This window comes from Photobacterium galatheae (assembly GCF_000695255.1).
GTDB classification, from domain to species: Bacteria; Pseudomonadota; Gammaproteobacteria; order Enterobacterales; family Vibrionaceae; genus Photobacterium; species Photobacterium galatheae.
On sequence record NZ_JMIB01000006.1, the window covers coordinates 70,774 to 95,783 of the forward strand.

Consider the following 25,010-nt stretch of genomic DNA (forward strand, 5'->3'; position numbering starts at 1 on the left):
TTTGCGTAAGCATGCATCTTTTCCCTCATAAAACGCAGAGATCGGAGCAGTCGTTACAACTAGCAGATCATACTTTTTTATCTGCGTTTAGCCCTTTTTTCACATCATCAATAACCACATTCATTCCTCAGAGAAATAGTAAAAAAGTTTGATCCCCAAGCGCACTCATGAGTTAAAGCACTGATAAACATAAGAAACAGCTAAAATAAAGACCATTTCAGGCTTTCCCCGAACCTCTTCCTATCATGGCTATCCATACAAGACTTCAGAGTTTTATCCTGTATTGTTCTTATTTTGACAAAATTATTTAAATCAAGATCTCATTTTACATAAACATTATGCTGTGAATATCACAATTATTTCACACTTGATTCCCTATAATGCCCCCGGTCCGAACACGAAGACACGAAGAACACATAAAAATTTAAGGCAAGGTTGCTCATCATTATGCGCATGTTTAAACAGTACATCCCCAAGATGGTTGCAAAGCACGTCAGCAGGCTATTCAGCGGACGACTTTATATCGACGGCCGGGGGGGATATGAATTTGATAATGGATTATTGAAAATCCCAACGCGAGCAGAACGGCGTCATTTTGACACCGTCAAAGAAGTCAATCAGGAGATCCGCCGCCTGAAAGAGGCCGCGTAATCGACATGATCAGGCCGGTCACTGCCGGCCTGCAGGCAATCGCCACCAGACAGGAGGCTTATTCTTCCTCTTGTGTCAGCTCCTGATAGGTCGCGGCATCCAACAATTCATCAAGTTCACTTTCATCATCCGCTTTGATCTGAAACAGCCAGCCATCACCATATGGATCGTTGTTGACCAGTTCCGGAGCCAGCTCCAGATCTTCATTGATCGCAATGATTACGCCAGATAAAGGCGCATAAACATCAGAAGCGGCTTTCACCGACTCCGCAACCGCACATTCATCGCCAGCTTCCGTGGTACTGTCCACATCCGGCAAATCCACAAAAACCATGTCACCCAACAGTTCCTGAGCATGATCGCTGATCCCGACGGTATAAACGCCATCCCCATCGGGACGTACCCATTCGTGAGTATTCGTATATTTCAGTTCAGAAGGAATGTGACTCATAAATAGTTCCTTACCCAAAGCGGCCTGTTTCGTGACAGCCGACACGTTCTCGACAATAGAGGTTTCCCGAAAAGAGGGCTTCGTCAGCCCTGCCTATGATTACTTTAGGAGAAAAAAATCAGATTGAAAGCAATTACACGCACAAAAAAACCGCCTCTTTCGAGACGGCTTCTGTGACAACGACTCAATCACCAGTCAGGTGAAACACCGATTCTCTGATTACGCTTTCGCAAGTGCCGGCAAGTCACCACTCAACCCCAGCGCCCGCCGCATAAATTGATCTTTGACGCCGGGGGCATGGTTTGCCAGCAGCAGGCCGACATCACGCAGTAATTTTTTCGCCGGATGGCTGCCTTCAAATAACTCCCGGAATGCCTGCATGGTCGCAATCATCTTCGCCGCTTCTGCTTTGCGCCAGCGCTCAAAGTAACGCAGGTGCTGCCGGGCACCGATATCCTTGTCCTGCCGCCAGAGCTGACTCAGCGTCTCAGCCAGACTGGCTGCATCCAGCAATCCCAGATTCACCCCCTGCCCTGCCAGCGGATGAATGGTATGAGCGGCATCTCCGATCAGAGCCACACGATCCCGGACAAAGTCACGTGCATAACGCATTCTCAGCGGGACAACCTGCCGTTCCCCCGCCAGACTGCACAAGCCCAAACGACAATCAAATGCAGCCGTCAGTTCATGATTGAACGCATCCGAAGTCATGGCCATCAACGCTTCCGCCTTCTCCGGGGAAACCGACCACACGATAGAGCACAAATCCGGCTCTGCCAGCGGCAAAAATGCAAGCGGGCCATCTGGCGTGAATATTTGCCGGGCCGTCTGTTGATGAGGCTCCGCGCAACGGATGTTCGCCACCAGTGCATGGTGGCCGTAATCCCAATGGGTCAGAGGAATACTGAGCTGGTTGCGAACCCAGGAGTTCGCACCGTCTGCACCCACCACCAGTTTGGCCGTCAGGTGCTGTCCGTTATCCAGCGTCAGCCAGGCTTCGTGCTCACCAAACGCCAGCTGTTGGCAGCGAACTGGGGCCATCAGGCTGACATTGTGCTGCTTTTGGATCTGATCCAGCAAGGATAACTGAATCACACGGTTTTCAACGATGTGTCCCAAATCTGGCTGGGATAACGCCTGTGCATCAAAACAGATATGGGCAAAGCTGTCCTGTTCCCACACATCCATTTGCTGATAAGGACTGATCCGACGGTCAGCCATGCCCTGCCAGGCACCAACACGGCGTAAAATCCTTTCACTGGCCCGACTCAGTGCCGACACCCGAACATCAGGCAGTGGCGACAACTCAGGTTCCGGTAAGTGGCCTTCGATGACGGCAATCCGAAGCTCCGTGTCAGCCAGTGCCGCAGCCAGAGTCAGGCCCACCATACCGCCGCCGATAATCGCTACATCTACGCTTTGCATCATGCTTATCTGTCCACCTGTCCCATCGCTCGCTTGACCAGCGGCGCTTTCAATACATCCATTGCATTCATTGCCATCAAAGCAGCATTCCGGCCAGCGACCATCGGCCAGTGTTCATTGGCAAACAGAGTCACCAGCCCGGTTGTCATGGCAATGGTGGCTGCCTGATCGCCTTCACGACGCTGACGGAACCGACTGAGTACCGCCATGCTGCCTGCCTCGTCACCGCGCTGAACACCGGCAACAATTTCTTCAGCCAGCGTCATCACATCACGCAGCCCCAGATTGAAGCCTTGCCCCGCAATCGGGTGCAAAGTTTGTGCGGCATTGCCAACAACAGCAAACCGGTGAGATATCCGGCGCTCGGCCTGTCTCAGGCTCAGCGGATAAGCATACCGCTGACCGGTTTTCACCAGTTGTCCCAGCCGCCAGCCAAACGCGGCCTGTAACTGCTGTAAAAACAGGTCATCATCCCAGCCCATCACCGTCTGCTGCTGTTCAGGGGGAACACACCACACCAGCGAGCTGCGTCCCTGGCTCATCGGCAACAAGGCGAGCGGACCGAAAGGCGTAAAACGTTCAAAGGCTTCGCCCTGATGCGGTATTGCGGTTGATACATTCGCAATCACCGCCACCTGTTCAAAATTCAGTGACGTCTGAGCGATGCCTAACTGAGCGCAACATTCCGACTGCCCGCCATCTGCTGCAACCAGTAAATTCGCCTGGCAGGATTCACCAGAAGACAGCTGCAGGGTGATGTGTTCTGTCTTCCGTTCAATCGCCGTGATTTTCTCCGGGCAGATCAAATCAATCCCAGCACTTTGCGATAATTGTTCATGAAAAACCGCGCCCGCCTGAGCCAATTCGATCACATAGCCCAGGGCTTCAGCGCCGTATTCTTCAGCCGCGATCCGAACCAGACCCGCATGGCCGCGATCAGAGACATGAATCCGGGAAATCGCGGTCGCTTCGCGCTTTAATGCAGGCCACAGACCAAGCTGCGTCATCAACTGCATCGATCCCAGAGACAAGGCAATACTGCGGGCATCATAGCCGGGATGACCGGACTGATCCGGCAAAACAGCCTCAACGACAGCGATGCGCAGTGCGCCTTCACTCAGCCGGTCCAGCGCCAGCGCCAGACTGGCTCCCGTCATCGCGCCACCGGCAATCACAACATCATACTGCTTCACGTTTGTTTTACCTCAGAACCCCACGATGATCAGTGCAGGGTCGGCTTTTCAGCCTGCTCACTCTGGTGCCGGGCAACCAGTTCAAAATAACAGGTCAACGCACACATACGGACATGTTCAATGACTTGTTCAAACAAGGCAGCCTGCTCTTCCATGTCATCGTCTTCATCAATGCCCAGCTGTGCAATATCCTGCAAATCACCCAGCGCTTCCTGGACGGTGGCCGGTAATTTCTCATGATTCAATCCCATCAAGCCCAGCCCGGACAAGAAACAGTTCACCCACTCGCTCAAGGCTTCTGCGCGATCCATCAAGTCCGATTCATCATTCGGCAGCAGTAAAGTCACCTCAAAGCCAGTGCTCGCCAAGGCTTTGGCGGTCATTTCCACCAGACTTTGCGTCAATGTTCTGGCTTCACCACCCAGCGATTCACCGTTATTGGCATAATCTGCGATCGGACCAATCCACTGTTCTCCATCTGCGGGTAAACCACCACACAGCATACCGGTCAGCAGTCCGTGCAGTTCAGCTGGCGTCACGGCCAGAGACTGAATTTTCAAGGCGGTTTCAACCGCTTCATATGCCGGCAACTTTACTTCGCTCATGGGCTTTTCACCTTAATCAGTTGGTGTCAATGGGTTAGGGATATGCTACCACTAAGGCCGGTTGCAGGCTAACGTAAAGCAGAAGAGGATGGATGCATCCATCATTTTTGCTGCCTCCCTCCAGCCAAATGACAGAAAAAACACCGAACTGATGAAGAACTGTCTCCCTGGGGGTCTCCCTTCCATCAGACCCGGTCGTGCGCTTGCAAGTTAAATAGGCTTTTTCTATATTAGCCGCAGTTGTATCCAAATCCCCTCAGAAGTCTGGTTCACAAGCTTGATACCGTTCACGGTCTATGTCGCTTGAGGTCACTTGGGGAGAATGGCTCAATCAATTCACAGTGACTGACACGGAACCAAGACAGCTATGAGCTCGCAGGCAGTTGAAATTGAAATTTTAGGCCGTACCCTTAAGGTGAATTGTCCTGAAGGCCAGGAGGCGGCATTGCGTGCAGCGGCAGCGGATTTTGATAACCGTCTGCAAGAACTGTCTCAGCGAACCAAAATCTCTAACCCAGAACAGCTACTGATGTTTACCGGGCTGAATATTTGCAGCGAGCTGCACAAAGAACGCAGAGAATTTAACAGTAATGCCCAATCTGTGTCCGACCGAATCGGACAATTAGCAGAAAGCTTAGATCAGGCATTGCAAAATCAACCGCAACGTTGATAATGAATTGACCCTGGGGTGTACGTCAGCGAATCGACGTCCCCGAGCCGATAAGCAAAAAACCAGGATCGGCTTTTATCCGCTATTGAGCATGCTCAGCATGACTGAGAAGCCTACGGCTGATGCTGCCAATCCACCTTGAACGTCTGGTTCAAGGGCAACAATTCGCAACGGCACCCTGGGGTACTCCTTCTTATTGATCCTGCTCACAGCCAGCAGTATTTTCCAGAGCAGGCGACGACGGGTACAGCATGATATGGATGCCTTCCACCGCCACGGCCAGGCTGGCCAAATAACACAATCCACCCGACAGCAACTTCGTCAGCAAGTGCGCCTGAAACGTCAGGCACTCACACTGCATCAACAGGAACAGGCGAGCAAAGCCGTTCTGGCACGATTTAACCAGCTTCAGGATGTCCATCACGCCCAACATATTGCGATTTATCTCAGTAATGACGGCGAACTGGATACCGGACCACTGATTGAATGGTTATGGCACCATGGTAAAACGGTTTACCTGCCCGTGTTACATCCCTTCAGCAAAGGCCACCTGCTGTTTTTACACTACCATCCAGACAGCCGCATGCACTGTAACCGCTATGGCATTGCAGAGCCTGTACTGGATGTTCGCCATGTAAAACCGGTACATGAACTGGATTTAATGTGCACGCCCATGGTTGCTTTTGATGAACAAGGTCAGCGACTGGGGATGGGCGGTGGCTATTATGACCGCACGCTGAGCCAGTGGCATCATCATGGCACAGGCCCCCGACCGCTGGGGCTGGCACATGACTGCCAGCAGGTCCGTCACTTGCCATGCGAAGCCTGGGATGTTCCCTTGCCCGCCATCATCACCCCTTCGGCTTACCATCATTGGTAAACATCTGAATCACAGGATATCTAAACAGGGATCTCAGTCATGTTTTTCCAATGTCAGCAATCGCAGGGTCGGCTATAATCAGCGCTCGCATACTGTTGGCCATCACGAGGAGAAAGGCATGACACAAGATGAAATGAAAAAAGCGGCGGGCTGGGCAGCCCTGGACTATGTGACCAAAGGCAGCATTGTCGGCGTTGGCACCGGCTCGACCGTCAATCACTTCATCGATGCCCTGGCCACCCGCAAAGAAGAAATCAAAGGGGCGGTTTCCAGTTCCGTTGCTTCCACCAAGCGTCTGGAAGAGCTGGGCATCCCAGTCTTTGATGCCAACGAAGTATCTGCACTGGATATTTATGTTGATGGTGCCGATGAAATCAATGCTGAATTTGACATGATCAAAGGTGGCGGTGCCGCCCTGACGCGTGAAAAAATCGTGGCTGCAATTGCCAAGAAATTTATCTGTATTGTCGATAACACCAAAGAAGTCGACGTACTGGGCCAATTTCCACTGCCTGTTGAAGTGATTCCAATGGCCCGTTCTTTCATTGGCCGTGAACTGGTCAAACTGGGCGGTGACCCGGTCTACCGTGAAGGTGTGGTCACAGACAACGGCAACATCATTTTGGATGTCCACAGTCTGAAAATCACCAACCCGAAAGCACTGGAAGATCAAATCAATGCTCTGCCGGGCGTCGTCACCGTTGGCCTGTTTGCGCATCGTGGCGCAGATGTCCTGCTGGTTGGCACACCAGAGGGCGTCAAAACTGTCACTAAATAACGGTTTTGACGCTTTTCCTACGGCTTGATGACAAAACGGCATAATATATGCCGTTTTTTCTTATCCATTTCGTAATATTCTCGCCAGGCCACCGAATTTTTTGGTACTTTAGTGAGAACGCAATCGTTTAAGCTCACCAGACGGCAATACAGGGTGTACGCCTGTCACCATCCCCCCATCACTCTGGAATGGGGCGGGAGCATATCCTGCTCGCTGAATGGAATACCCGTTGTTTTTAAGGAAAAGAACCTATGGCTAAAGTTTCTCTGGATAAAGACAAAATTAAAATCCTGCTCCTGGAAGGCGTTCATCCCTCTGCACTGGAAGTCCTCAATCAAGCTGGTTACGAGAACATTGAATATCACAAAGGCTCCCTCGCCGGTGAAGAGCTTCTGGAAGCAATCAAAGACGCACACTTCGTGGGCATCCGTTCCCGCACTCAGCTGACCTCAGAAGTCTTTGATGCTGCTAAGAAACTGATCGCTGTCGGTTGTTTCTGTATCGGCACCAACCAGGTTGATCTGGCTGAAGCCAGCCGCCGTGGTATCCCTGTCTTCAACGCCCCGTTCTCAAATACCCGCAGCGTCGCTGAACTGGTGCTGGGTGAAATTCTTTTACTGCTGCGTGGTATTCCAGAGAAAAACGCCAAAGCCCACCGTGGTGAATGGCTGAAAAGTGCCGACACTTCTTTCGAAGCCCGCGGGAAGAAGCTGGGGATCATCGGCTACGGCCACATCGGTACACAGCTCAGCATTCTGGCTGAAAATCTGGGCATGGATGTGTATTTCTATGACATTGAAAACAAACTGACCCTGGGGAACGCCACTCAGGTCGATACCCTGAGCGAGTTGCTGAACAAAGCCGATGTCATCACACTGCATGTCCCGGAAACGCTGGATACCCAGAATATGATGGGCGCAGAAGAATTTGCTCGCATGAAGCCAGGCGCAATCTTTATTAATGCTGCCCGCGGGACTGTGGTTGACATTGACGCACTGTGCAGCGCACTGGAAAGCAAACATCTGGCCGGTGCCGCCATTGATGTCTTCCCTGTAGAACCCAAAACCAATAGCGATCGGTTTGAGTCTCCTCTGACACGATTCGACAATGTAATCCTGACACCGCATATTGGTGGTTCAACACAGGAAGCACAACAGAATATCGGTATTGAAGTTGCCGGTAAGATTGTGAAGTACTCTGACAATGGTTCCACTGTCTCGGCAGTTGGCTTCCCGGAAGTTTCGTTGCCGGAGCACCGCGGTTGTTCTCGTCTGCTGCACATTCACGAAAACCGCCCGGGCATTTTGAACCAAATCACCACGATTTTCGCGTCAGAAGGCATCAATATCGCGGCGCAATACCTGCAAACCAGCCCTGAACTGGGTTACGTCGTGATTGATGTCGAAACCGAACGTGCAGAAGAAGCGCTCAATAAACTCAAGGCAATCGACGGCACCATTCGTGCCCGTATCCTGCATTAATCGTTCCGTTTTCTTCCTTGTCAACAACAAGAAGCTCGCCATATGGCGAGCTTCTTTCTTTCGATGCAAGACAAGCTGAGAATTACTTTTCCAGACGGAAAACCACTTCCACACGATCACGGAAGGTGATTTCAGCATCCTGATAGGTTGCTTTAGTTTCAATCGATGCATCCATGGCCATGCGTGCCATCACTGGACGAGGCATTGAATCGAAGTAACGAATATTCCAAACGCCTTCAATATCAGTATCAAAACCTTTCGCCAGTGACTTCGCCTTGCTCTGTGCATCTTTAATCGCAGCCTGACGTGCCTGCTCCTGATACTTTTCAGCATCACTGACTTTCAGCTCAATATTCTGGATATGGTTGATCCCATCCCCCAGCGCATTGTCCAGATAAGTGTTAAGTTTATCCAGCTCACGGACCATGACGGTCACCTGACGCGTCGCCTGATAACCCACCAGTTCAGGCGGATTATCGTTGCTTCGGTGGTATTGCGGGTGCAGATAAATATTAGCGCTTTCGATATCCGCACGCTTCACCCCACTCTTTTGCAGACGGTCCATGAATGCAGTGACTGCTTTATCGACAGCCTGCTTGGCTTCCTGTGCAGATTTACGGGTTTCTTCAACCGCAACTGTGAACATCGCCATATCAGGCTGAGCGGTGACTTCGCCCACACCAATGGTTTCCAGTCGCGGAAAGCTGTCCTCTGCCATCGCCAGAGGGCTAAGCAGTGTGGCACCACCGAAACAAACTGCAAGCAAGGTTTTCTTCATAACACCATCCCAATCAATTGATAAATGACACCCAGCCTTTCAGAAATCGCACGGGCATCGGTTGTTTAATCTTGTGCAGGGTTGGACACGCCGATGGAGAAATTTATCCCTGCTTTACATCAATTTACACAATTTTCTTATGAAACAGGCCGAACAAAACCATTTCAGAAACGGTTTTACTGCGGCAGTTTATGCCGGGCATGATCCAGCAACTGAGCGGTCACTTCGCTGAACACACCACTTTCCAGCGCCCAGTGATGCCAGTAAATTCGCCGGGTCAGCATAATGCCTGGCGTCAGATTAACCAGTGCGCCACTCGCCAGCTCTTCTTCAATTTGCACCTTCGGGATCAGGCAATAAGCCACGCCATGCAACGCCAGCTTGACGAATGCTTCCGAGGAACGCACCCGGTGCGTCAGAACACTGCCCCGCGGCAGGTTGAAATGCTGCTGAATAAAGACTTCATGCATATCGTCGTACTGATCGAAGGCGACTGCTGGCGCGCCCATCAAGGTATCGCGGTTCACACCATCGGAAAAATAAGTCGCCTGAAAGTCGGGGCTGGCGACACAGAGATAATCCATCCGGCCAAGATAATCGGCTACACAGCCTGGCATTGGCGTAGCTTCCATACTGATCGCGCCAACAACTTCCCCACTGCGTAACCGGTCGAGGGTGCGGCTTTCATCCTCCAGCATCAGATTGATTTCGATGCGCCGTTGCTTCAGCAACGGACTGAGTGCCGGGAGGAGCCAGGTTGCCAGACTGTCGGCATTGGAAGCAATCGACATTTGCAGCGGCTGGCTCTGCTCGCCAGGGCGGATATCCGGCAACAGTTCCTGTTCCAGTAGGCGTACACGGCGATACAGCCCCAGCAACTTCTGTCCTGCCGGGGTCGGACGCGGCGGCTGTTCACGCACCAGTAAGGGCTGGGCCATATGTTTTTCCAGCTGTTTGATACGCTGCGATACCGCAGACTGGGTAATACACAACACTTCCGCGGCCCGCTCAAAGCCTCGCTGAGACACGACGGCATCCAACGCCTGTACCCAGCGGTAATCGAGTCCTTCCATGTCCCCTCTCTTGGTTATTAGCCGTTCTAATAAATCATAAAAATTATTAGTTTTACTAAATCATAGCGAGCCATTTAAGCTTTAGCCAGTTGAAAGTTTTAGCCCATTTTCACAATTTCGAATAAGGATCACACCACTCATGAGTCTATGGCCATTACTCCAAGGCTTTGGTCTTGGCGCCAGTATGATTATTCCGATCGGCGCGCAAAATGCTTATGTGCTGAATCAGGGCATCAAGCGCAATCACCACCTGACCACAGCGACGGTCTGCAGTCTGCTGGACATGCTGTTCATCAGCTTAGGCGTCTTTGGCGGCGGCGCGCTGCTCTCAAGTAATGAAACTGTTTTAACAGTTGTCACCCTGGGCGGTATCGCGTTTCTCGTGTTTTATGGCAGCCTGTCCCTGAAAAGTGCCTTCAGTCATGCTTCCGCAGAAGAGGCTCAGGCACAAATGCTGGCCCGCGGGCGTCGTGCTGTGATTGCCGGCGCACTGGCAGTGACCGTGCTGAACCCTCACCTGTATCTGGATACCGTGGTGATTCTGGGTTCAATCGGCGGGCAGTTCGAAGGCCACGACCGCATTGCGTTTGCAATCGGCACGATGCTGGCTTCTTTTGTCTGGTTCTTTACCCTTTCGATTGCGGCTGCAAAGATGGCACCGACCTTATCTCAGCCTCATGTAAAACGAGGCATTGATATCGCCGTCGCCGCGATGATGTTTGTGATTGCAGCCCATTTAGCCAAAGGATTGCTGGCTTAAGCCTCGCCAAACAACAATGGAGCCAAACGGCTCCATTGTTCATGGTCAGTTTCGAAAAAATTAATCTTCGACTTTGTTGAGATGCACATCCATTTGTGGGAATGGAATCTCGATTCCTTCATTATCCAGCGCTTCTTTGATTGCCTGCAGCAAATCAAAATATACGGCCCAATATTCAGAGGTCTTCACCCAAGGGCGAACGACAAAATTTACGGAAGAATCAGCCAGTGCAACCACGCCAATCGTCGGTGCCGGATCTTTCAGCACGCGGGACTCCGCATCCACCACTCGCTTGAGCACTTCCTTGGTTTTCTTCAGATCAGATTTGTAAGAAACACCGATCACAAAGTCAATCCGACGAGTCTCGTGTCGGGAGTAGTTGGTAATCGGACCGCCAATCACCGCTGAGTTCGGAACAACGACCATTTTATTATCTGGTGTTTTCAACACGGTCTGAAACACCTGAATCGACTCAACAGAACCAGCCACACCGGACACTTCCACATAATCGCCGGATTTGAACGGACGGAACGCAACAATCAGAACACCGGCAGCGAAATTAGACAGGGAACCTTGCAAGGCCAGGCCAATCGCCAGGCCGGCGGCACCGATCACCGCCACAACCGAAGCCGTTTGAACACCGACACGGCTCAGTGCCGCAATCAGCACAATGACAAACAGCAGATAACGCACCAGAGATTGCAGGAACTTTACAACCGCTTCATCCATCTGCTTACGGCGCAGCATCTTGCCAAAACCACTGGACACACCTTTGGCAACCAAATTACCGATAAACAGGATCAGCAGTGCCGAGATCATGTTTACCCCGTACTGGATCAGCAAATCCTGATTATCCACAATCCAGCTACCGGCTTGCTTCACGCCATCCGCCAGTTCATTGTTTGCTATGGTATCCACCACTTTATCTGTCACGCTTTCAGTCATAGCACTCTCTCTATTCTTGATGATTCGAATGACGCGATCATGCACGCCTCTGATAATGAAACAAACCGAATTGATCTCAAATCGATCAACATTGAACAGCTTTGCCTTACCGCATGAGCCCTTTGCTCAAGCGCAGCACTCAGCCCGCCCCTGAACAAGGATCAGTTTATGCAATCATGAACAAATTATTGTGAAGCCTGATAAAACACAATAAAAAAGCCCGCTTTTGCGGGCTTTTTTCTCAAAATACTGAAGGTTACAGTACGTCGATCGCATTCAAATCAGAGAATGCCTGCTCCAGACGCTTCACCATAGAATCCTGACCTTTACGCAGCCATACGCGTGGGTCATAGAATTTCTTGTTTGGCGCATCTTCACCGGTTGGGTTACCAATCTGGCCCTGCAGGTAAGCTTCGTTTTCCAGGTAATATTCACGGATACCGTTCCAGGTTGCCCACTGAGTATCGGTATCGATGTTCATTTTGATCACACCGTAGCCAATCGACTCACGGATTTCTTCCAGCGTCGAACCAGAACCACCGTGGAATACGAAGTTCAATGCGTTTGGTGCAATACCAAACTTCTCAGAACAGTACGCCTGAGAATCACGCAGGATGGTTGGGGTCAGAACAACGTTACCAGGCTTGTAAACACCATGAACGTTACCGAAAGATGCCGCGATGGTGAAACGAGGGCTGATAGCGCTCAGTTTCTCATAAGCGTAAGCAACATCTTCTGGTTGTGTGTACAGAGAAGACTGATCCAGGTGAGAGTTATCAACACCATCTTCTTCACCGCCAGTACAGCCCAGTTCGATTTCCAACGTCATGCCCATCTTGCTCATGCGCGCCAGGTACTTGCCGCTGATCTCAATGTTTTCTTCCAGAGACTCTTCAGACAGATCGATCATGTGAGAAGAGAACAGTGGTTTACCCGTTTCAGCAAAGTGCTTCTCACCGGCATCCAGCAGACCGTCGATCCATGGCAGCAGTTTCTTCGCTGCGTGGTCAGTGTGCAGAATGACAGGCACACCGTAAGTTTCAGCAACAGCATGAACGTATTTCGCACCCGCGATTGCGCCCAGAACCTGGCATTGCTGACCTTCCAGTTTCAGGCCTTTACCCGCGAAGAACCCAGCACCGCCGTTAGAAAACTGAACAACAACCGGCGCTTTCACTTTAGCAGCCGCTTCCAGTACAGCGTTGATGGAGTCAGTGTTCACTACGTTAACCGCTGGCAGGGCAAATTTGTTTTCTTTTGCCACTTCAAATACTTTCTGTACGTCATCGCCAGAAATCACACCAGGTTTTACGAAGTCGAAGATCTTAGACATAACAATAGTCCTATTAGCTTTGTTGTCTGGGTTTAAAGATAAACTCGTTGCAAATTGGTGCGGCTGAGCACATCTGTCTTGGCTGTCAGCCACACACCGCGTGTTCAGGGCGCAGGGACCAGCCCTGCGCAGCTGTTATCAGGCTTTCGCTCGTTCTTCCAGCATAGCAACGGCTGGCAGTTTTTTACCTTCCACAAACTCCAGGAATGCACCGCCACCGGTTGAAATGTAAGAGACTTTATCTTTGATGCCGTACTTATCAATTGCTGCCAGTGTGTCACCGCCACCTGCAATTGAGAAACCAGCAGATTCAGCAATGGCTTTCGAAACCACTTCCGTGCCTTTACCGAATTGTTCAATTTCGAAGACACCCACAGGGCCATTCCATAGGATGGTCTTTGCATCTTTGATGATACGAGCCAGCTCAGCCGCAGAATCCGGACCGATATCCAGAACCATGTCGTCATCTGCGATGTCGCTCGCAGCTTTAATGGTCGCTTCAGCCGACTCAGAGAATTCTTTAGCACACACAACATCACTCGCAACCGGCACGTCAGTCTGTGCCATCAGTGCTTTTGCTGTATCAACCAGATCCGCTTCATACAGAGACTTACCCACATTGTGGCCTTCTGCTGCGATGAAGGTGTTTGCGATACCACCACCAACAACCACCTGGTCAGCAATCTTCGCCAGAGACTCCAGGACAGTCAGCTTGGTTGAAACTTTCGAACCACCGACAATGGCAACCATTGGGCGAGCCGGGTTATCCAGTGCTTTACCCAGCGCTTCCAGCTCAGCTGCCAGCAGCGGACCTGCACAGGCAACCGGGGCAAACATGCCAACACCATGTGTAGACGCCTGCGCACGGTGTGCCGTACCGAATGCGTCCATCACAAAGATGTCACACAGGGCAGCATATTTCTTCGACAACGCTTCATCGTTCTTTTTCTCGCCCGCATTAAAACGAACGTTTTCCAGAACCACCAGCTCGCCAGTGTTCAGTGCCAGACCATCCAGGTAGTCTTTCGCCAGTTTCACATCACAATCCAGCGCGCCCTGCAGATAGTTCACCACAGGCTGCAGCGAGAATTCTTCCGCGTATTCACCTTCGGTCGGACGACCCAGGTGAGAGGTAACCATTACTTTCGCACCTGCCGCCAGGCAGTGCTGAATCGTTGGCAGAGATGCCAGGATACGTGCATCAGAAGTTACTTTGCCTTCTTTGACTGGCACGTTCAGATCAGCACGGATCAGTACGCGTTTACCGGCCAGATCCAGATCAGTCATCTTGATTACAGACATGGTTTGTCCTCTCAATAGTCTTACTGTTTAAATGATAAATACTTTCAGCCCTGCGCATTCGCCTGACTGGGAAATTCTGTGACGTCGTTTCGTTTTTGGCTTGCCTGATACATCACCAGTACCGTATCCAGCATACGGTTGGCAAATCCCCATTCATTATCACACCAGACCAGCAGCTTCAGCAGATGCTGGTTACTGACCCGGGTTTGGGTGCCATCAACAATGGCGCTGTGGGGATCATGATTGAAATCAACAGAAACAAGCGGTGCAGTGGTGTAATCGACGATATCTGACAATTTACACCGAGCAGCCTCAGACAGAGCTTGATTTACATCATCAACCGAGACATTAGTCTTCACGGTGACGCTTAAATCCATCGCGGTGACGTTAATTGTAGGAACCCTGACTGAAATCGCCTCAAATTTGTCGGCAAATTTGGGAAAAATACGACCAATCCCCAAATGTAGTTTGGTATCGACTGGGATAATCGACTGGCTGGCAGCGCGTGTCCGTCGTAAATCCGTATGGTAGGCATCAATCACCTGCTGATCATTCATCGCAGAGTGGATGGTGGTAATGGTGCCAGACTCAATGCCGAAAGCATCATCAAGCACTTTGATCACAGGGACAATACAGTTGGTCGTACAGGAGCCGTTGGAAACAATGCGGTCTTGAGGCGACAGCGATTGGTGGTTCACACCGAAGATAATCGTGTTATCGATATCATTTGCAGCAGGATGAGAGAACAAAACTTGCCGGGCGCCCGCTTTCAGATGGGCTTCGCCATCCGCTCTGGAGCCAAAAATGCCGGTACAGTCCAAGACAATATCCACATCTAAATCGTGCCAGGGCAACAGTTCGATATCACTCAGATGCAGAATCCGAATCGCGTCTTCGCCGTCCTCTCCGGCCACGAAGAGATGCTCTTGATCATGCGTGACTTTACGGCCAAAGCGACCATGGCTGGAATCGTACTGGAGCAAATGCGCCATTGATTCCGGCTGGGCCAGTTCATTGACCGCCACGACCTTAATCTGGCGATGTTTGCCGCTTTCATATAAGGCCCGCAGAACACTGCGGCCAATACGGCCAAATCCATTAATTGCGACTCGTACTGTCATATCCGTGCTACAAAAGTGAAAAGCCGCCCTAGTGTATACCAAGCGTTAACGAGAATCACCCTAATTGTGACCCACCTCACCCCCCAGCATGATTCTCTGTGACAAAGTCACAAATCCAGTAAATACGCCCACTCCAGCACTATTGTTCCTTATATCAAATATCTGATTTACACTTTCACGGCATAAAAAATGCGCCGTTCCAGCGTCTTTTTTTCATCCTTCGAAATAATTTTTCTGCAACCTGACCATAACAATTGGTCAGAACAGTGCATCCACCAGTCATGCGTTGTTCACACAGATGCGCATGCTGTGACCCGATTGAGAGACGAGTCGCATTCGCAAACACTTGACGTGAAGTAACCCAAAGCGCAGCATGTTGAACCAGAAAATTTCTTGATTGTGAGATAATCATCCGTCCGACTGACAATCAACGCAATAAACTGAAGTGTTTGGTCAATCTACATCTAATTTCTACTTATTGTTGATTTTGATCCCATACAAGTTATTATAGCCGTCTAGACGGAGGTAGCTCCATACATACAGACTGTCGAATATTCAACCAGCCTGTTGCGTTTTACGCCTCCAATCCCCTTAAAGTTTTTTCAGATAGTGAGAACACTCATGGCGAAACACCTGTTTACTTCTGAGTCGGTATCGGAAGGCCATCCAGATAAAATTGCAGACCAGATCTCAGATGCAGTCTTGGATGCGATCTTAGAACAAGACCCGAAAGCACGTGTTGCGTGTGAGACTTACGTCAAGACCGGTATGGTCATGGTCGGCGGTGAAATCACCACGACAGCTTGGGTTGATATTGAAGAACTGACCCGTCAGACCGTACGCGACATCGGCTATACCCATTCAGACATGGGTTTTGATGCCAACTCTTGTGCCGTACTGAGCGCAATCGGTAAGCAATCTCCGGATATCAACCAGGGTGTTGACCGTGAAGACCCGAAAGAGCTGGGTGCCGGCGACCAGGGCATTATGTTTGGTTACGCAACCAACGAAACTGAAGTGCTGATGCCAGCACCAATCACTTACGCACACCGTCTGGTTGAGCGTCAGGCGAAAGTTCGTAAGAACGGCACCCTGCCTTGGTTGCGCCCAGACGCGAAAAGCCAGGTCACTTTTGCCTATGACAATGGCAAGATTATCGGTGTTGATGCCGTGGTTCTGTCCACTCAGCATTGTGACAGTATTGAACTGCCTGTGCTGCAAGAAGCCGTGATGGAAGAAATCATCAAGCCGGTCCTGCCATCAGAGTGGCTGAACAAAGACACCAAGTACTTCATCAACCCAACCGGTCGCTTTGTGATTGGTGGCCCAATGGGTGACTGTGGTCTGACGGGTCGTAAAATCATCGTCGATACTTACGGCGGCGCAGCGCGTCATGGTGGCGGTGCATTCTCTGGTAAAGATCCATCAAAAGTTGACCGTAGTGCCGCTTACGCAGCACGTTATGTCGCGAAAAACATCGTGGCTGCCGGTCTGGCTGACCGTTGTGAGATCCAACTGTCTTATGCGATTGGTATTGCGGATCCAACGTCTATCATGGTGGAAACCTTCGGGACTGAGAAAGTCTCTCACGACCTGATTGTCGAAGCCGTTCGCCACCACTTCGACCTGCGCCCGTACGGCCTGATCGAAATGCTGGATCTGCTGCAACCTATCTACAAGAAGACTGCCGCTTACGGTCACTTTGGGCGCGAAGAGTTCCCTTGGGAAAAAACCGACAAAGCCGATCTGCTGCGCGATTACGCGAACATTAAGTAATCGCAGTCCGGCTGTGATTCTTACTCGTGAAAAAGGAAGCTTCGGCTTCCTTTTTCATTTCTGCTGACGGCGTTGTACAGCTTCCCCAGCTTTGGGACACCCATGGTCCAAAAGCACCCAAACCTGCTCAGCCCCTCACGCAAGTTATATAAAGCACTGTTTCTAAATTACTTTCAGGCTTTTGAGCACCCATATTCCAATGCCCCTAAAAGCTGAACCACACACCGGCGTACAGCTTCTGAAGGTTTTGACCACTCATGTCCCTCAAGCTGCTCATACTGTACAGGCTGGAAAAAACGGAGCAGACCTTTCATACTGTCCGTCTTGTTTTATGACCGATCAGCCCCATGAATCCACTCCAGCAAGCTATCATTGAACGTACCCTCACCTGCCTGCGCCAGGCAGAGCAAAAACTGGGCAGACAATTTCCGGATCCGGCCATTCGCTTTACCCAACGCGGTAAAAGTGCTGGCAGCGCCCGGCTGCACAGCTGGGAAATCCGCTATAACCCGGTATTGATGGCAGAAAACCCGCAGGCATTTCTGGAAGAGGTGGTGCCCCATGAGCTGGCCCATCTGCTGACTTTTGCCTGTCATGGCCGGGTGAAACCCCACGGGGCGGAGTGGCAACGGATGATGACAGAGGTTTTTCATGTTCCGGCCCGAACCACCCACAGCTTTGATATCACTTCCGTCACCGGACAGACCTTCCGCTATCGCTGTCAGTGCCGGGAACATCAGCTAACTCTCAGACGGCACAACAAAGTGAAGCGCCAACAGGCCATTTATCATTGCACCCAATGCCGCCAGCCCCTGACGCCAGCGAGCTGATGGCTCACGCCTGCGCGTCCGTCACACAACCAACAGCCACAATTGGTCTTCCCCACTTCCCTGACTATACTTTTCAACGACCTGAATGCCACAAGTGGCATACCCATCTCAGGCTCAATCAAAATCACAGGTAAACATTGGCTCAGTCTTGAGCGGACCGACCCTCCCTGACATGGGACTCACTCCAGAAAATATGCTGGCTTTGTTGCGGTTACCTGACACGGCATGTCAACTCAATGGAAACCGCCATGACACACAAGAAGACACACAAGAAAAAGAAAGAAAAAGAGCAGCAAAAGCACAGCAAACAACAGGGTGAACTGGTCAATCCGAAATATGTCCTGAAGAACATCGATAAAGCACCCGATGCCAATGACGTCGAGTGCTGGACAGGCGGCGACCACTACGCGGACATCACACTGGCCACTCAAAGACTCAAGGAAATGTTCGTCGAAATGGGGCAAAAAACCCGGATCGAACGTGGTCAGCAACCCGCCGAGCGAGCCGTTTTTCGCAAACAACACGGCATCGCCTACGGACATTTTGAGATACTTCAGGACATTCCTGACACGCTGAAAATTGGTATCTTCAGCGGCAGCCGTTATGAATGTGTGCTGCGTTTTTCCAGTGATACCTCACCCAGTGCGCCGGATCTGCACACCACGCTGGGCGTGGGGATCAAACTGTTCGGTGTCCCCGGTCCCAAGCTGCTCGGTGACAGTGATAATGCTGATTTCATTATGCAGAATATCGACCGTTTCTTTGCCCGCGATGCAGCCCAGATGTGTGCCTTTACGACCGCTGGTGTCATTGATGACGACTACCCGGCCTATCTCGAAAAGCACCCGAAGGTCCATGAGATCCTCAATGCCATGTCCAAGGTCGAGGCCAGTTGCCTGAGTGCCGGCTACTGGGCCATTTTGCCTTTCAAACTCGGCGACAGCCAGGTGGTCAAATACCGTCTCACACCACTGGACACCTATCACGGCGCCCCCAGTAACAGCCGCGATTATCTGGCACAGGATCTGCAAAATCGCCTGCGTCAGGATGAAAGCCGGTTCTTGTTTGAGGTGCAGTTGCGCACCGATCCGGCAACTATGCCGCTGGACGACGCGCAGGTCGTCTGGCCGGAATCAGAAAGCCCTTACATTCCGGTCGCCACCCTCACGCTGCCGAAACAGGATATTACGGTCATCGGTCAGGCCGAGTTTGGCCGGAATCTGGCCTTTAATATCTGGCGTACCCTGCCTGAACATGAGCCACTGGGTTCTATCGCTCAGGTCCGTAAGGTGGTTTATCAGGCCAGTGCCGACACACGCCATCAGGCCAACGGCCAGCACATGAATGAACCGGATCGCATCGACCCAAAGTTCACCGGTAACACCGATGAAGACAGCGACTGCATTGTCCGGGCCGCAATTTATCCGCCCATCGGCATCATGCGGGTCGGTGGCAGTGATGAGTATTTTATCGGCCCGCTGGTGCCCAATCCCAAGCCCCGGCTGGAAGAAGACGCCTACCGGGATACCCGGGGTCTGCTGAAACGTCAGGCGGCTCAGTTCCGGGTCTATGGCCTGAATGCTGCGGGGAAAGCGGTGAAAGAACTGACGATGGACAATGCAACACTCAAGTGGCATGTCCATCTGGCCAATCAGAAATCTTCCTGGTACGAATTCCAGCTCGCACTGGATATTCCGGAAGCCGAGCACGCGCCGCCTTCACTGCTGCGCAACAATAATGTGGCCGATCGCCGCCGTCTGCTGATCGACGGTGGCGCCCAGCACCTGGATAAAGCCGGGGTGAAGAAAGGCCCTGAGTTCACCGGAAAATTTATGGACGAATCGGTCTATCTGGGCGAGCTGAAAACCGATAAAAAAGGCCGGCTGATTGTGCTGGGTGGTCAAGGGATCTCACGCAATATCAACGGCGATATCGCCATTACCTTCGCCAATAATGAAGGCTGGTACGACGATATTTCTGATGGCCCGGTGACAGCCGAAGTCGAATATCAGGGCGTCGCCCTTCAGGTCGACCCGGCCTGGGTGGTCTGTGCACCACCAGATTACGCGCCGATGCAGAAATCGGTACGAACCATGTGGGATCTGATGCGTTCAGTCGCCGTCAACGCCGGAATGCTCACCCGCCCGCCGCGTCCGTCGTTCCGGAAAGACATCCTGCCCATCTTTGCGCGCATGACCAACCTGCAGTGGGTCAACGCCGGGTTTGCCGCCGCTTTCGGTCACGGCGGCCAGTTCGACTACACCACACCGGCGTGGATCGCCAAACTCAGCGACCCGTCTCCGGCCTATACCGAACTGCGGCGGACCATCTCCAATAATTTCCGCCGCTATGGTCAGCCTGGCGCGCAGGCCGCACAGCTCTGGCCCTGGCTCTATGGCGATGCGATTACCATCCCGCCGTCAGGCTCTGAACGTCAGCATGCGACTCTGTCTGAACTGCAACTGGCATTTCTGGAGCAATGGGTGGTGGGCGACTTCATCCCTGATTATGTCGACCCGAAAATCTGCCCGCACGCCACAGAGCCGGATGACATCGACAAAGTCCCGGTCGCGGAGCAACCAGAGATGCTGACCCGGGGCGCGCTGGAATTCTGTCTTGCAGATGCCTTCCACCCCGGCTGTGAAATGACCTGGCCGATGCGTACGGCTGGCATGTATATGGCACCGTTCCGCCTCAAACATGCCAGCGAAGGGATCCGCAAAGACACCACCTACTACGGCCCCCTGATGAACAGCGATATCATCACGCTGGCCCAGGGGCCACTGCTCGGCGGCCAGGTTCCGGGCGGGATCACCCGCTGGATGGCGATTCCCTGGCAGACCGATACCGCCAGTTGCCGCGACGGTTACACATCCAAGTATGATCCTTACCTGCCGACCTTCTGGCCGGCCCGGGTACCGAACAATATTCTGGATGCTACCCGCTATCAGGAAACGCTGGACAATAATCTGGATGAGCAAACCCGGATTCAGGCCTTCAACTACCGAACCGACTGGCTTGATGCCCTGCCCCTGCACGGTCAGCCCCCCACATACACAGCGCAGATTAACAGCATGATCTTCAACTTCAATCAGTTGGCCGTGGTACAGAGCCGCCCGGGGGTGCCGGGGGATCCGAACTTCCCGGCGATGATGCAGGTCGGGATCACGGCGAAAGATCACGCGGTGAGCGAACTGGCCGACAGTGCAGAAATCACGGATACCGGTCGGTTACAGACGGTCGCTGAACTGGCACGGAATCTGGTGCCGGATCGCCACGGCCGGGACAACATCCAGCCAACGACACCGAGTGTCCGTTCGCGCATTGATCTCGGAGTGATCGAAAAAGTCAGCCGCTTTGGCGTGAATTTCCCACAGAAATTTAAATCAAATTAAATCCTGTACCGGGCGTGGCAGCACACCACGCCCACCTCACCGAGGAAACTCGCTTTGACACAAATCATCCAGACGCAAATCGCAGTGATCGGCGCAGGCGTCGGCGGTTGTATCGCTGCGCTGGCTCTGAGCCGACACTTCGATGTGGTGCTGATCGACCAGCATCCTGAATGCCCGCCAAAAGTCGGGGAATGTCTGCCGCCGGCTGCCGGTCGCATTCTGCGCGAACTTGGGCTGCTCGACGCATTCCAGCAACATCAGACAATCCATCTCCCCTGTCACGGGATCCGCAGCCGCTGGGGTAGCAAAACCTGTTTCATCAATGATAACCTCAACAACCCAGACGGACTGGGCTGGCAGCTCGACCGCGCCGGATTTGAAAACTGGCTGCGTCAGCAGGTTGTTGCCCGCAATGTCCGTTGTCTGTGGCCAGCCAGACCTGTGGCCGTTCAGCAAGGGCGTGACGGCTGGCTGTTGCAGCTTCAGGGGACAGGCACACAACAACGGTATGCCCTTCCCTGCCACTTTGTGATTGATGCAAGCGGCCGCCGGAGCGCCTTTGCCGCCATGCTGGGCATCAGACGTCAGGCATTCGACAAACAGGTTGCCCTCTGGGCCAGTCGGGACGGCCAGCGTGATGACCTGCATCATGATTTACTGGCAACCCTGAGTGCCTGCGAATACGGCTGGTGGTACAGTGCCCGCTTACCGGGTCAGCGTCGGGTGCTGGCACTGCAAACCGATGCGGATTTACCTGAACATGGCTTACACCTCAATGCAGAACGTTTTTTTCAGATGGCCATGGCACAAAAAGAAATCGCCAGCCTGATCACCAGCAGTTCCGTAGCTCAGCAGCACTGGCAACTGCACGGCAAAACCTCCGCCAATACCACACGCCTCAAGCAATACGCCGGCTTTCGCTGGGCAGCCATCGGGGATGCCGCCTGCAGTTTTAACCCGCTGTCCTCGCAGGGCATGTTCAATGCCATGGCCACAGCCATGCAACTGGCGGATCAGCTCACACACACCGCACTCGATGATCCACAAGCGCTGGCTGCACTCAGTCACACACACAGCGAACAAATCACCTCAGTCTGGCAACATTATCTGGATCACCACCAACACTATTACCTTCAGGAGCAGCGCTGGCCCGACAAACCCTACTGGCAACGAAGACACCAGTCCTTATCTCTTGAAACTTGATGCCTGCCGCATTTAACTCAATATATTGATGTTTTACACAGACATAACGTGAAACACTTCTAAATAAATCCGGTGCTGATAACATCATCATCCCTAATATCAGTCACCGGATGTATCATGTTCACCCAATGCAAATGGATTCTGACCAGCGCACTGCTGAGTCTCAGCCTCCTGCCACAAATTGCCAACGCCAACCCGCCTGAGTCATTTTCCAAGGCCAAAAAATTACTGGTTAAGATTTATCAGGATCACAACGAAAGTTTTTACTGTGGTTGCCAGATTAACTGGCAAGGCAAGAAAGGCGTCCCCGATTTAAACAGCTGCGGCTATCAGGTGCGTAAACAAGCAAAGCGGGCCAGCCGAATTGAATGGGAACATGTCGTCCCCGCCTGGCAATTTGGTCATCAGTTGCAATGCTGGCAGGATGGCGGCCGGAAAAACTGCCGGAAAGATCCGATCTTCAGACGTATGGAAGCTGACATGCACAACCTGACTCCAGCCATCGGCGAAGTGAACGGTGACCGTTCAAACTTCCGCTTTACCCCATGGAAAGAAAATGAAGGAGCCAACTACGGTCAGTGTGATATCAAGGTCGATTTCAAAAACCGCCGGGTCGATCCGCCGCAGCGGGCACGGGGGGCTATTGCAAGGACTTATCTTTACATGGAACAGAAATACAGCTTCCGGCTGGCCAAAAGCCAGCGACAGCTCATGCAAGCCTGGCACAAGACCTATCCGGTCAGCGCCTGGGAATGCGAGCGAGACCGCCGTATCGAGAAGATTCAAAAACAGCACAACGATTTTGTGCTGAAAGCCTGTCAACAGGCCGGACTGTAACCTTGTGCACGGCTGAGACAGGTCGCTCAGCCGTGACTTGATGTTGTTCAGGGCGACAATCAGTCACGCGACATCTCTTCACGATAGCGCCTGTTGCTCTCCATCACTGGCGCTGGCCCGAACAGTCGTTCAAATCGTGCTGACATCACAGCCGTCCGCGACTGGCACCAGCCCGCACCATAAGGCAGATCAACCGGTGTCGCGTTATTGATCGGTACAAACTCAGCGGTCAGGTTCTGCTGTAAGATCGATTCAGACACCAGTTTCGCACGCGGTGCCACTTCCTTCTGAGCCAGCCGGTTCCGCTGCCCCCAGCCAAGAATCAAATCATCACAGCTGTAATCAACGGTTGTCGGGACTGTTGTGAAACCGACATCAGACACCACGCCATATTCACGCCACATCATGTAGGCTTCAAACAGCATGGCAACATCTTCTTCAGCCGTATAATAGCCGTAGAAATCGGCTGCGCCATCAGGTTCGAACGTTGCGCCGGCCTGCTCTGGCGCCAGTACTTTTTTCACTGATGACCCACCGAAATAACTCTTTGCAGCCTGCGCCAGATCACCGGATTTCAGCGCGTGATCCTGATAGAGTTGCTGATTGATCTGACTGGATTTATTCCGGTCAATATTGGTCTGAATACTGGTCGATGCATCCAGTCTGTCGAGCAAATCCGGTGGCAGAAAATCATTGGCGTGGGCCAGCTCATGGGCAAGTAAACGAAACAGGCCAGGCCGGATTTCAGCCTCGGATCGCCAGTAATTCGTGAACTCGTTGAAAGTATTACTGTAAGTCACGTAGTTGCCGCTGGCCGGATCGACATAACGCTGCAAAGCGATAAATCGCTGCCTGCTGGCAAAACCAGAGCGGTAATCGTCCTGTTGGTAAATATCACTCCATTCCACCACATCCCGCCACAGATAACGCGGGTCGATATAAATGCTGGCTGTCGCGCTGTGATAAAAGGACGGGCGCACTTCAAAGCTCAGCACAATCACATTCAGCGGCTTGAACAGATTCAGCATCTCCTGCGGCAAACCCCTGACCACATCCATGAAACTGTCTCCCATCCATGAATGGGACACCAGCAACCGCTGAGCAATATCATCCGGAGTCAGATCGCCGGATTTCTGATATCCCAGCGGCGCAATATCCCGTATCTGACAGGACTGCCCCTGTTGATAAATCACCGCGCAATCCATCGCAGATTGAGCAAAGGGGCTGCTGGCCTGATAAGGCTGCAAATCCTGCAGTCGCGGCTCGCCATTCAGATTGAGGCTTCTGTCCCCGGATTTGCCACCGCCACAGCCCGAAATCATCAACAGCGCTGCCGCTATCATGCTCAGTCGTTGTCTGTTTTTTATTTTCAGCATTGTTCTTTGTCTGTCCCTAATATCATCAAGCGGATTCTGCCATCCCAAAAAAGCACAACATGTTGCTTATTCTATCCCTTATTTTTAGCTGAAATGGCGTCAGGGATATCTGATTTCAGCACACCCCGTCCTTTATCGAACAACGCG

22 protein-coding genes and 1 other RNA gene are annotated in these 25,010 nt (G+C 52.1%); 12 read left to right on the forward strand and 11 right to left on the reverse strand.

What is annotated here, in order from left to right; translation table 11 throughout:
* Positions 1-447: 447 nt before the first annotated feature.
* Positions 448-651: a DUF1107 domain-containing protein gene (locus tag EA58_RS04260; protein ID WP_036749379.1), complete on the forward strand. Its 204-nt coding sequence runs from the start codon at positions 448-450 to the stop codon at positions 649-651.
* Positions 652-709: 58 nt separating this feature from the next.
* Here the strand turns inward: EA58_RS04260 and gcvH are convergent, their stop codons facing one another.
* The 4 genes from gcvH to EA58_RS04280 all read right to left on the reverse strand — a co-directional run bounded on the left by gcvH (position 710) and on the right by EA58_RS04280 (position 4,325).
* Entirely contained in the window at positions 710-1,102 is a 393-nt protein-coding gene (gene gcvH / locus EA58_RS04265) for a glycine cleavage system protein GcvH (protein ID WP_036749381.1), read from the reverse strand.
* A gap of 219 nt (positions 1,103-1,321) precedes the next feature.
* Positions 1,322-2,530: an FAD-dependent 2-octaprenylphenol hydroxylase gene (locus tag EA58_RS04270; RefSeq protein WP_036749383.1), complete on the reverse strand. Its 1,209-nt coding sequence runs from the start codon at positions 2,528-2,530 to the stop codon at positions 1,322-1,324.
* Between the two features lie 2 nt (positions 2,531-2,532).
* The gene (ubiH, locus tag EA58_RS04275) at positions 2,533-3,720 is read right to left on the reverse strand and encodes a 2-octaprenyl-6-methoxyphenyl hydroxylase (RefSeq protein ID WP_036749385.1); all 1,188 of its coding nucleotides are present in this window, start codon (positions 3,718-3,720) and stop codon (positions 2,533-2,535) included.
* Positions 3,721-3,749: 29 nt separating this feature from the next.
* The gene (locus tag EA58_RS04280) at positions 3,750-4,325 is read right to left on the reverse strand and encodes a YecA/YgfB family protein (RefSeq protein ID WP_036749387.1); all 576 of its coding nucleotides are present in this window, start codon (positions 4,323-4,325) and stop codon (positions 3,750-3,752) included.
* Between the two features lie 367 nt (positions 4,326-4,692).
* Between EA58_RS04280 and zapA the strand changes: the two genes are divergently transcribed.
* From zapA to serA, 5 genes are all read left to right on the forward strand, one after another.
* Complete coding sequence (zapA, locus tag EA58_RS04285; protein ID WP_036749389.1) at positions 4,693-4,995, forward strand: cell division protein ZapA; 303 nt, start codon at positions 4,693-4,695, stop codon at positions 4,993-4,995.
* Between the two features lie 7 nt (positions 4,996-5,002).
* Positions 5,003-5,184: non-coding RNA, 6S RNA (gene ssrS, locus EA58_RS21275), on the forward strand.
* A gap of 67 nt (positions 5,185-5,251) precedes the next feature.
* On the forward strand, positions 5,252-5,875 hold the full coding sequence (locus tag EA58_RS04290; protein ID WP_036749393.1) for a 5-formyltetrahydrofolate cyclo-ligase: 624 nt from the start codon (positions 5,252-5,254) through the stop codon (positions 5,873-5,875).
* A gap of 118 nt (positions 5,876-5,993) precedes the next feature.
* Positions 5,994-6,653 (forward strand): ribose-5-phosphate isomerase RpiA, encoded by a 660-nt coding sequence (gene rpiA / locus EA58_RS04295; RefSeq protein WP_036749395.1) that lies wholly within the window; start codon positions 5,994-5,996, stop codon positions 6,651-6,653.
* Positions 6,654-6,904: 251 nt separating this feature from the next.
* Positions 6,905-8,134: a phosphoglycerate dehydrogenase gene (gene serA, locus EA58_RS04300; protein WP_036749397.1), complete on the forward strand. Its 1,230-nt coding sequence runs from the start codon at positions 6,905-6,907 to the stop codon at positions 8,132-8,134.
* Positions 8,135-8,216: 82 nt separating this feature from the next.
* Here the strand turns inward: serA and EA58_RS04305 are convergent, their stop codons facing one another.
* A complete protein-coding gene (locus tag EA58_RS04305; RefSeq protein WP_036749400.1) occupies positions 8,217-8,912 on the reverse strand; it encodes an oxidative stress defense protein in 696 nt (231 codons plus the stop codon).
* Between the two features lie 176 nt (positions 8,913-9,088).
* Positions 9,089-9,985 carry a LysR family transcriptional regulator ArgP gene (locus EA58_RS04310; RefSeq protein ID WP_036749403.1) on the reverse strand — a complete coding sequence of 299 codons (897 nt, stop codon included), beginning with the start codon at positions 9,983-9,985 and terminating at the stop codon, positions 9,089-9,091.
* Positions 9,986-10,124: 139 nt separating this feature from the next.
* Between EA58_RS04310 and EA58_RS04315 the strand changes: the two genes are divergently transcribed.
* The gene (locus EA58_RS04315; RefSeq protein ID WP_036749406.1) at positions 10,125-10,745 is read left to right on the forward strand and encodes a LysE/ArgO family amino acid transporter; all 621 of its coding nucleotides are present in this window, start codon (positions 10,125-10,127) and stop codon (positions 10,743-10,745) included.
* Positions 10,746-10,805: 60 nt separating this feature from the next.
* Here EA58_RS04315 and mscS read toward each other — a convergent pair whose 3' ends face one another.
* The 4 genes from mscS to epd form a co-directional block, all read right to left on the reverse strand.
* The gene (mscS, locus tag EA58_RS04320; protein WP_036749409.1) at positions 10,806-11,690 is read right to left on the reverse strand and encodes a small-conductance mechanosensitive channel MscS; all 885 of its coding nucleotides are present in this window, start codon (positions 11,688-11,690) and stop codon (positions 10,806-10,808) included.
* 256 nt (positions 11,691-11,946) lie between these two features.
* Positions 11,947-13,023: a class II fructose-bisphosphate aldolase gene (gene fbaA, locus EA58_RS04325; protein ID WP_036749411.1), complete on the reverse strand. Its 1,077-nt coding sequence runs from the start codon at positions 13,021-13,023 to the stop codon at positions 11,947-11,949.
* A 138-nt stretch (positions 13,024-13,161) separates the two neighbouring features.
* Positions 13,162-14,325, reverse strand: a complete 1,164-nt coding sequence (locus EA58_RS04330) for a phosphoglycerate kinase (RefSeq protein ID WP_036749414.1) — start codon at positions 14,323-14,325, stop codon at positions 13,162-13,164.
* Positions 14,326-14,369: 44 nt separating this feature from the next.
* Positions 14,370-15,446, reverse strand: a complete 1,077-nt coding sequence (gene epd, locus EA58_RS04335; RefSeq protein ID WP_051641892.1) for an erythrose-4-phosphate dehydrogenase — start codon at positions 15,444-15,446, stop codon at positions 14,370-14,372.
* A 621-nt stretch (positions 15,447-16,067) separates the two neighbouring features.
* Here epd and metK point away from each other — a divergent pair.
* The 5 genes from metK (at position 16,068) to EA58_RS04360 (ending at position 23,487) form a co-directional block, all read left to right on the forward strand.
* Entirely contained in the window at positions 16,068-17,222 is a 1,155-nt protein-coding gene (gene metK / locus EA58_RS04340; protein ID WP_036749417.1) for a methionine adenosyltransferase, read from the forward strand.
* Positions 17,223-17,569: 347 nt separating this feature from the next.
* Positions 17,570-18,052 (forward strand): SprT family zinc-dependent metalloprotease, encoded by a 483-nt coding sequence (locus EA58_RS04345; RefSeq protein WP_036749420.1) that lies wholly within the window; start codon positions 17,570-17,572, stop codon positions 18,050-18,052.
* Positions 18,053-18,300: 248 nt separating this feature from the next.
* Positions 18,301-21,447, forward strand: coding sequence for a LodA/GoxA family CTQ-dependent oxidase (locus EA58_RS04350; RefSeq protein ID WP_036749422.1), 3,147 nt, complete (start codon positions 18,301-18,303; stop codon positions 21,445-21,447).
* Positions 21,448-21,501: 54 nt separating this feature from the next.
* Positions 21,502-22,650, forward strand: a complete 1,149-nt coding sequence (locus tag EA58_RS04355; protein ID WP_036749425.1) for an FAD-dependent monooxygenase — start codon at positions 21,502-21,504, stop codon at positions 22,648-22,650.
* 117 nt (positions 22,651-22,767) lie between these two features.
* Positions 22,768-23,487, forward strand: a complete 720-nt coding sequence (locus EA58_RS04360; RefSeq protein WP_051641893.1) for an endonuclease — start codon at positions 22,768-22,770, stop codon at positions 23,485-23,487.
* A 59-nt stretch (positions 23,488-23,546) separates the two neighbouring features.
* Here the strand turns inward: EA58_RS04360 and EA58_RS04365 are convergent, their stop codons facing one another.
* Positions 23,547-24,863 carry a hypothetical protein gene (locus tag EA58_RS04365; protein ID WP_036749427.1) on the reverse strand — a complete coding sequence of 439 codons (1,317 nt, stop codon included), beginning with the start codon at positions 24,861-24,863 and terminating at the stop codon, positions 23,547-23,549.
* Positions 24,864-25,010 lie beyond the last annotated feature (147 nt).

What these genes read in the sequence shown, in the direction of transcription:
- EA58_RS04360 (WP_051641893.1), top strand. Translation starts at nt 22,768, where the DNA reads ATGTTCACCCAATGCAAATGGATTCTGACCAGCGCACTGCTGAGTCTC.
- EA58_RS04365 (WP_036749427.1), bottom strand. Translation starts at nt 24,863, where the DNA reads ATGCTGAAAATAAAAAACAGACAACGACTGAGCATGATAGCGGCAGCG.
- epd (WP_051641892.1), bottom strand. Translation starts at nt 15,446, where the DNA reads ATGACAGTACGAGTCGCAATTAATGGATTTGGCCGTATTGGCCGCAGT.
- EA58_RS04345 (WP_036749420.1), top strand. Translation starts at nt 17,570, where the DNA reads ATGAATCCACTCCAGCAAGCTATCATTGAACGTACCCTCACCTGCCTG.
- EA58_RS04280 (WP_036749387.1), bottom strand. Translation starts at nt 4,325, where the DNA reads ATGAGCGAAGTAAAGTTGCCGGCATATGAAGCGGTTGAAACCGCCTTG.
- serA (WP_036749397.1), top strand. Translation starts at nt 6,905, where the DNA reads ATGGCTAAAGTTTCTCTGGATAAAGACAAAATTAAAATCCTGCTCCTG.
- EA58_RS04290 (WP_036749393.1), top strand. Translation starts at nt 5,252, where the DNA reads ATGGATGCCTTCCACCGCCACGGCCAGGCTGGCCAAATAACACAATCC.
- fbaA (WP_036749411.1), bottom strand. Translation starts at nt 13,023, where the DNA reads ATGTCTAAGATCTTCGACTTCGTAAAACCTGGTGTGATTTCTGGCGAT.
- EA58_RS04310 (WP_036749403.1), bottom strand. Translation starts at nt 9,985, where the DNA reads ATGGAAGGACTCGATTACCGCTGGGTACAGGCGTTGGATGCCGTCGTG.
- EA58_RS04260 (WP_036749379.1), top strand. Translation starts at nt 448, where the DNA reads ATGCGCATGTTTAAACAGTACATCCCCAAGATGGTTGCAAAGCACGTC.
- gcvH (WP_036749381.1), bottom strand. Translation starts at nt 1,102, where the DNA reads ATGAGTCACATTCCTTCTGAACTGAAATATACGAATACTCACGAATGG.
- EA58_RS04270 (WP_036749383.1), bottom strand. Translation starts at nt 2,530, where the DNA reads ATGATGCAAAGCGTAGATGTAGCGATTATCGGCGGCGGTATGGTGGGC.
- metK (WP_036749417.1), top strand. Translation starts at nt 16,068, where the DNA reads ATGGCGAAACACCTGTTTACTTCTGAGTCGGTATCGGAAGGCCATCCA.
- EA58_RS04315 (WP_036749406.1), top strand. Translation starts at nt 10,125, where the DNA reads ATGAGTCTATGGCCATTACTCCAAGGCTTTGGTCTTGGCGCCAGTATG.
- EA58_RS04305 (WP_036749400.1), bottom strand. Translation starts at nt 8,912, where the DNA reads ATGAAGAAAACCTTGCTTGCAGTTTGTTTCGGTGGTGCCACACTGCTT.
- mscS (WP_036749409.1), bottom strand. Translation starts at nt 11,690, where the DNA reads ATGACTGAAAGCGTGACAGATAAAGTGGTGGATACCATAGCAAACAAT.
- EA58_RS04350 (WP_036749422.1), top strand. Translation starts at nt 18,301, where the DNA reads ATGACACACAAGAAGACACACAAGAAAAAGAAAGAAAAAGAGCAGCAA.
- zapA (WP_036749389.1), top strand. Translation starts at nt 4,693, where the DNA reads ATGAGCTCGCAGGCAGTTGAAATTGAAATTTTAGGCCGTACCCTTAAG.
- rpiA (WP_036749395.1), top strand. Translation starts at nt 5,994, where the DNA reads ATGACACAAGATGAAATGAAAAAAGCGGCGGGCTGGGCAGCCCTGGAC.
- EA58_RS04330 (WP_036749414.1), bottom strand. Translation starts at nt 14,325, where the DNA reads ATGTCTGTAATCAAGATGACTGATCTGGATCTGGCCGGTAAACGCGTA.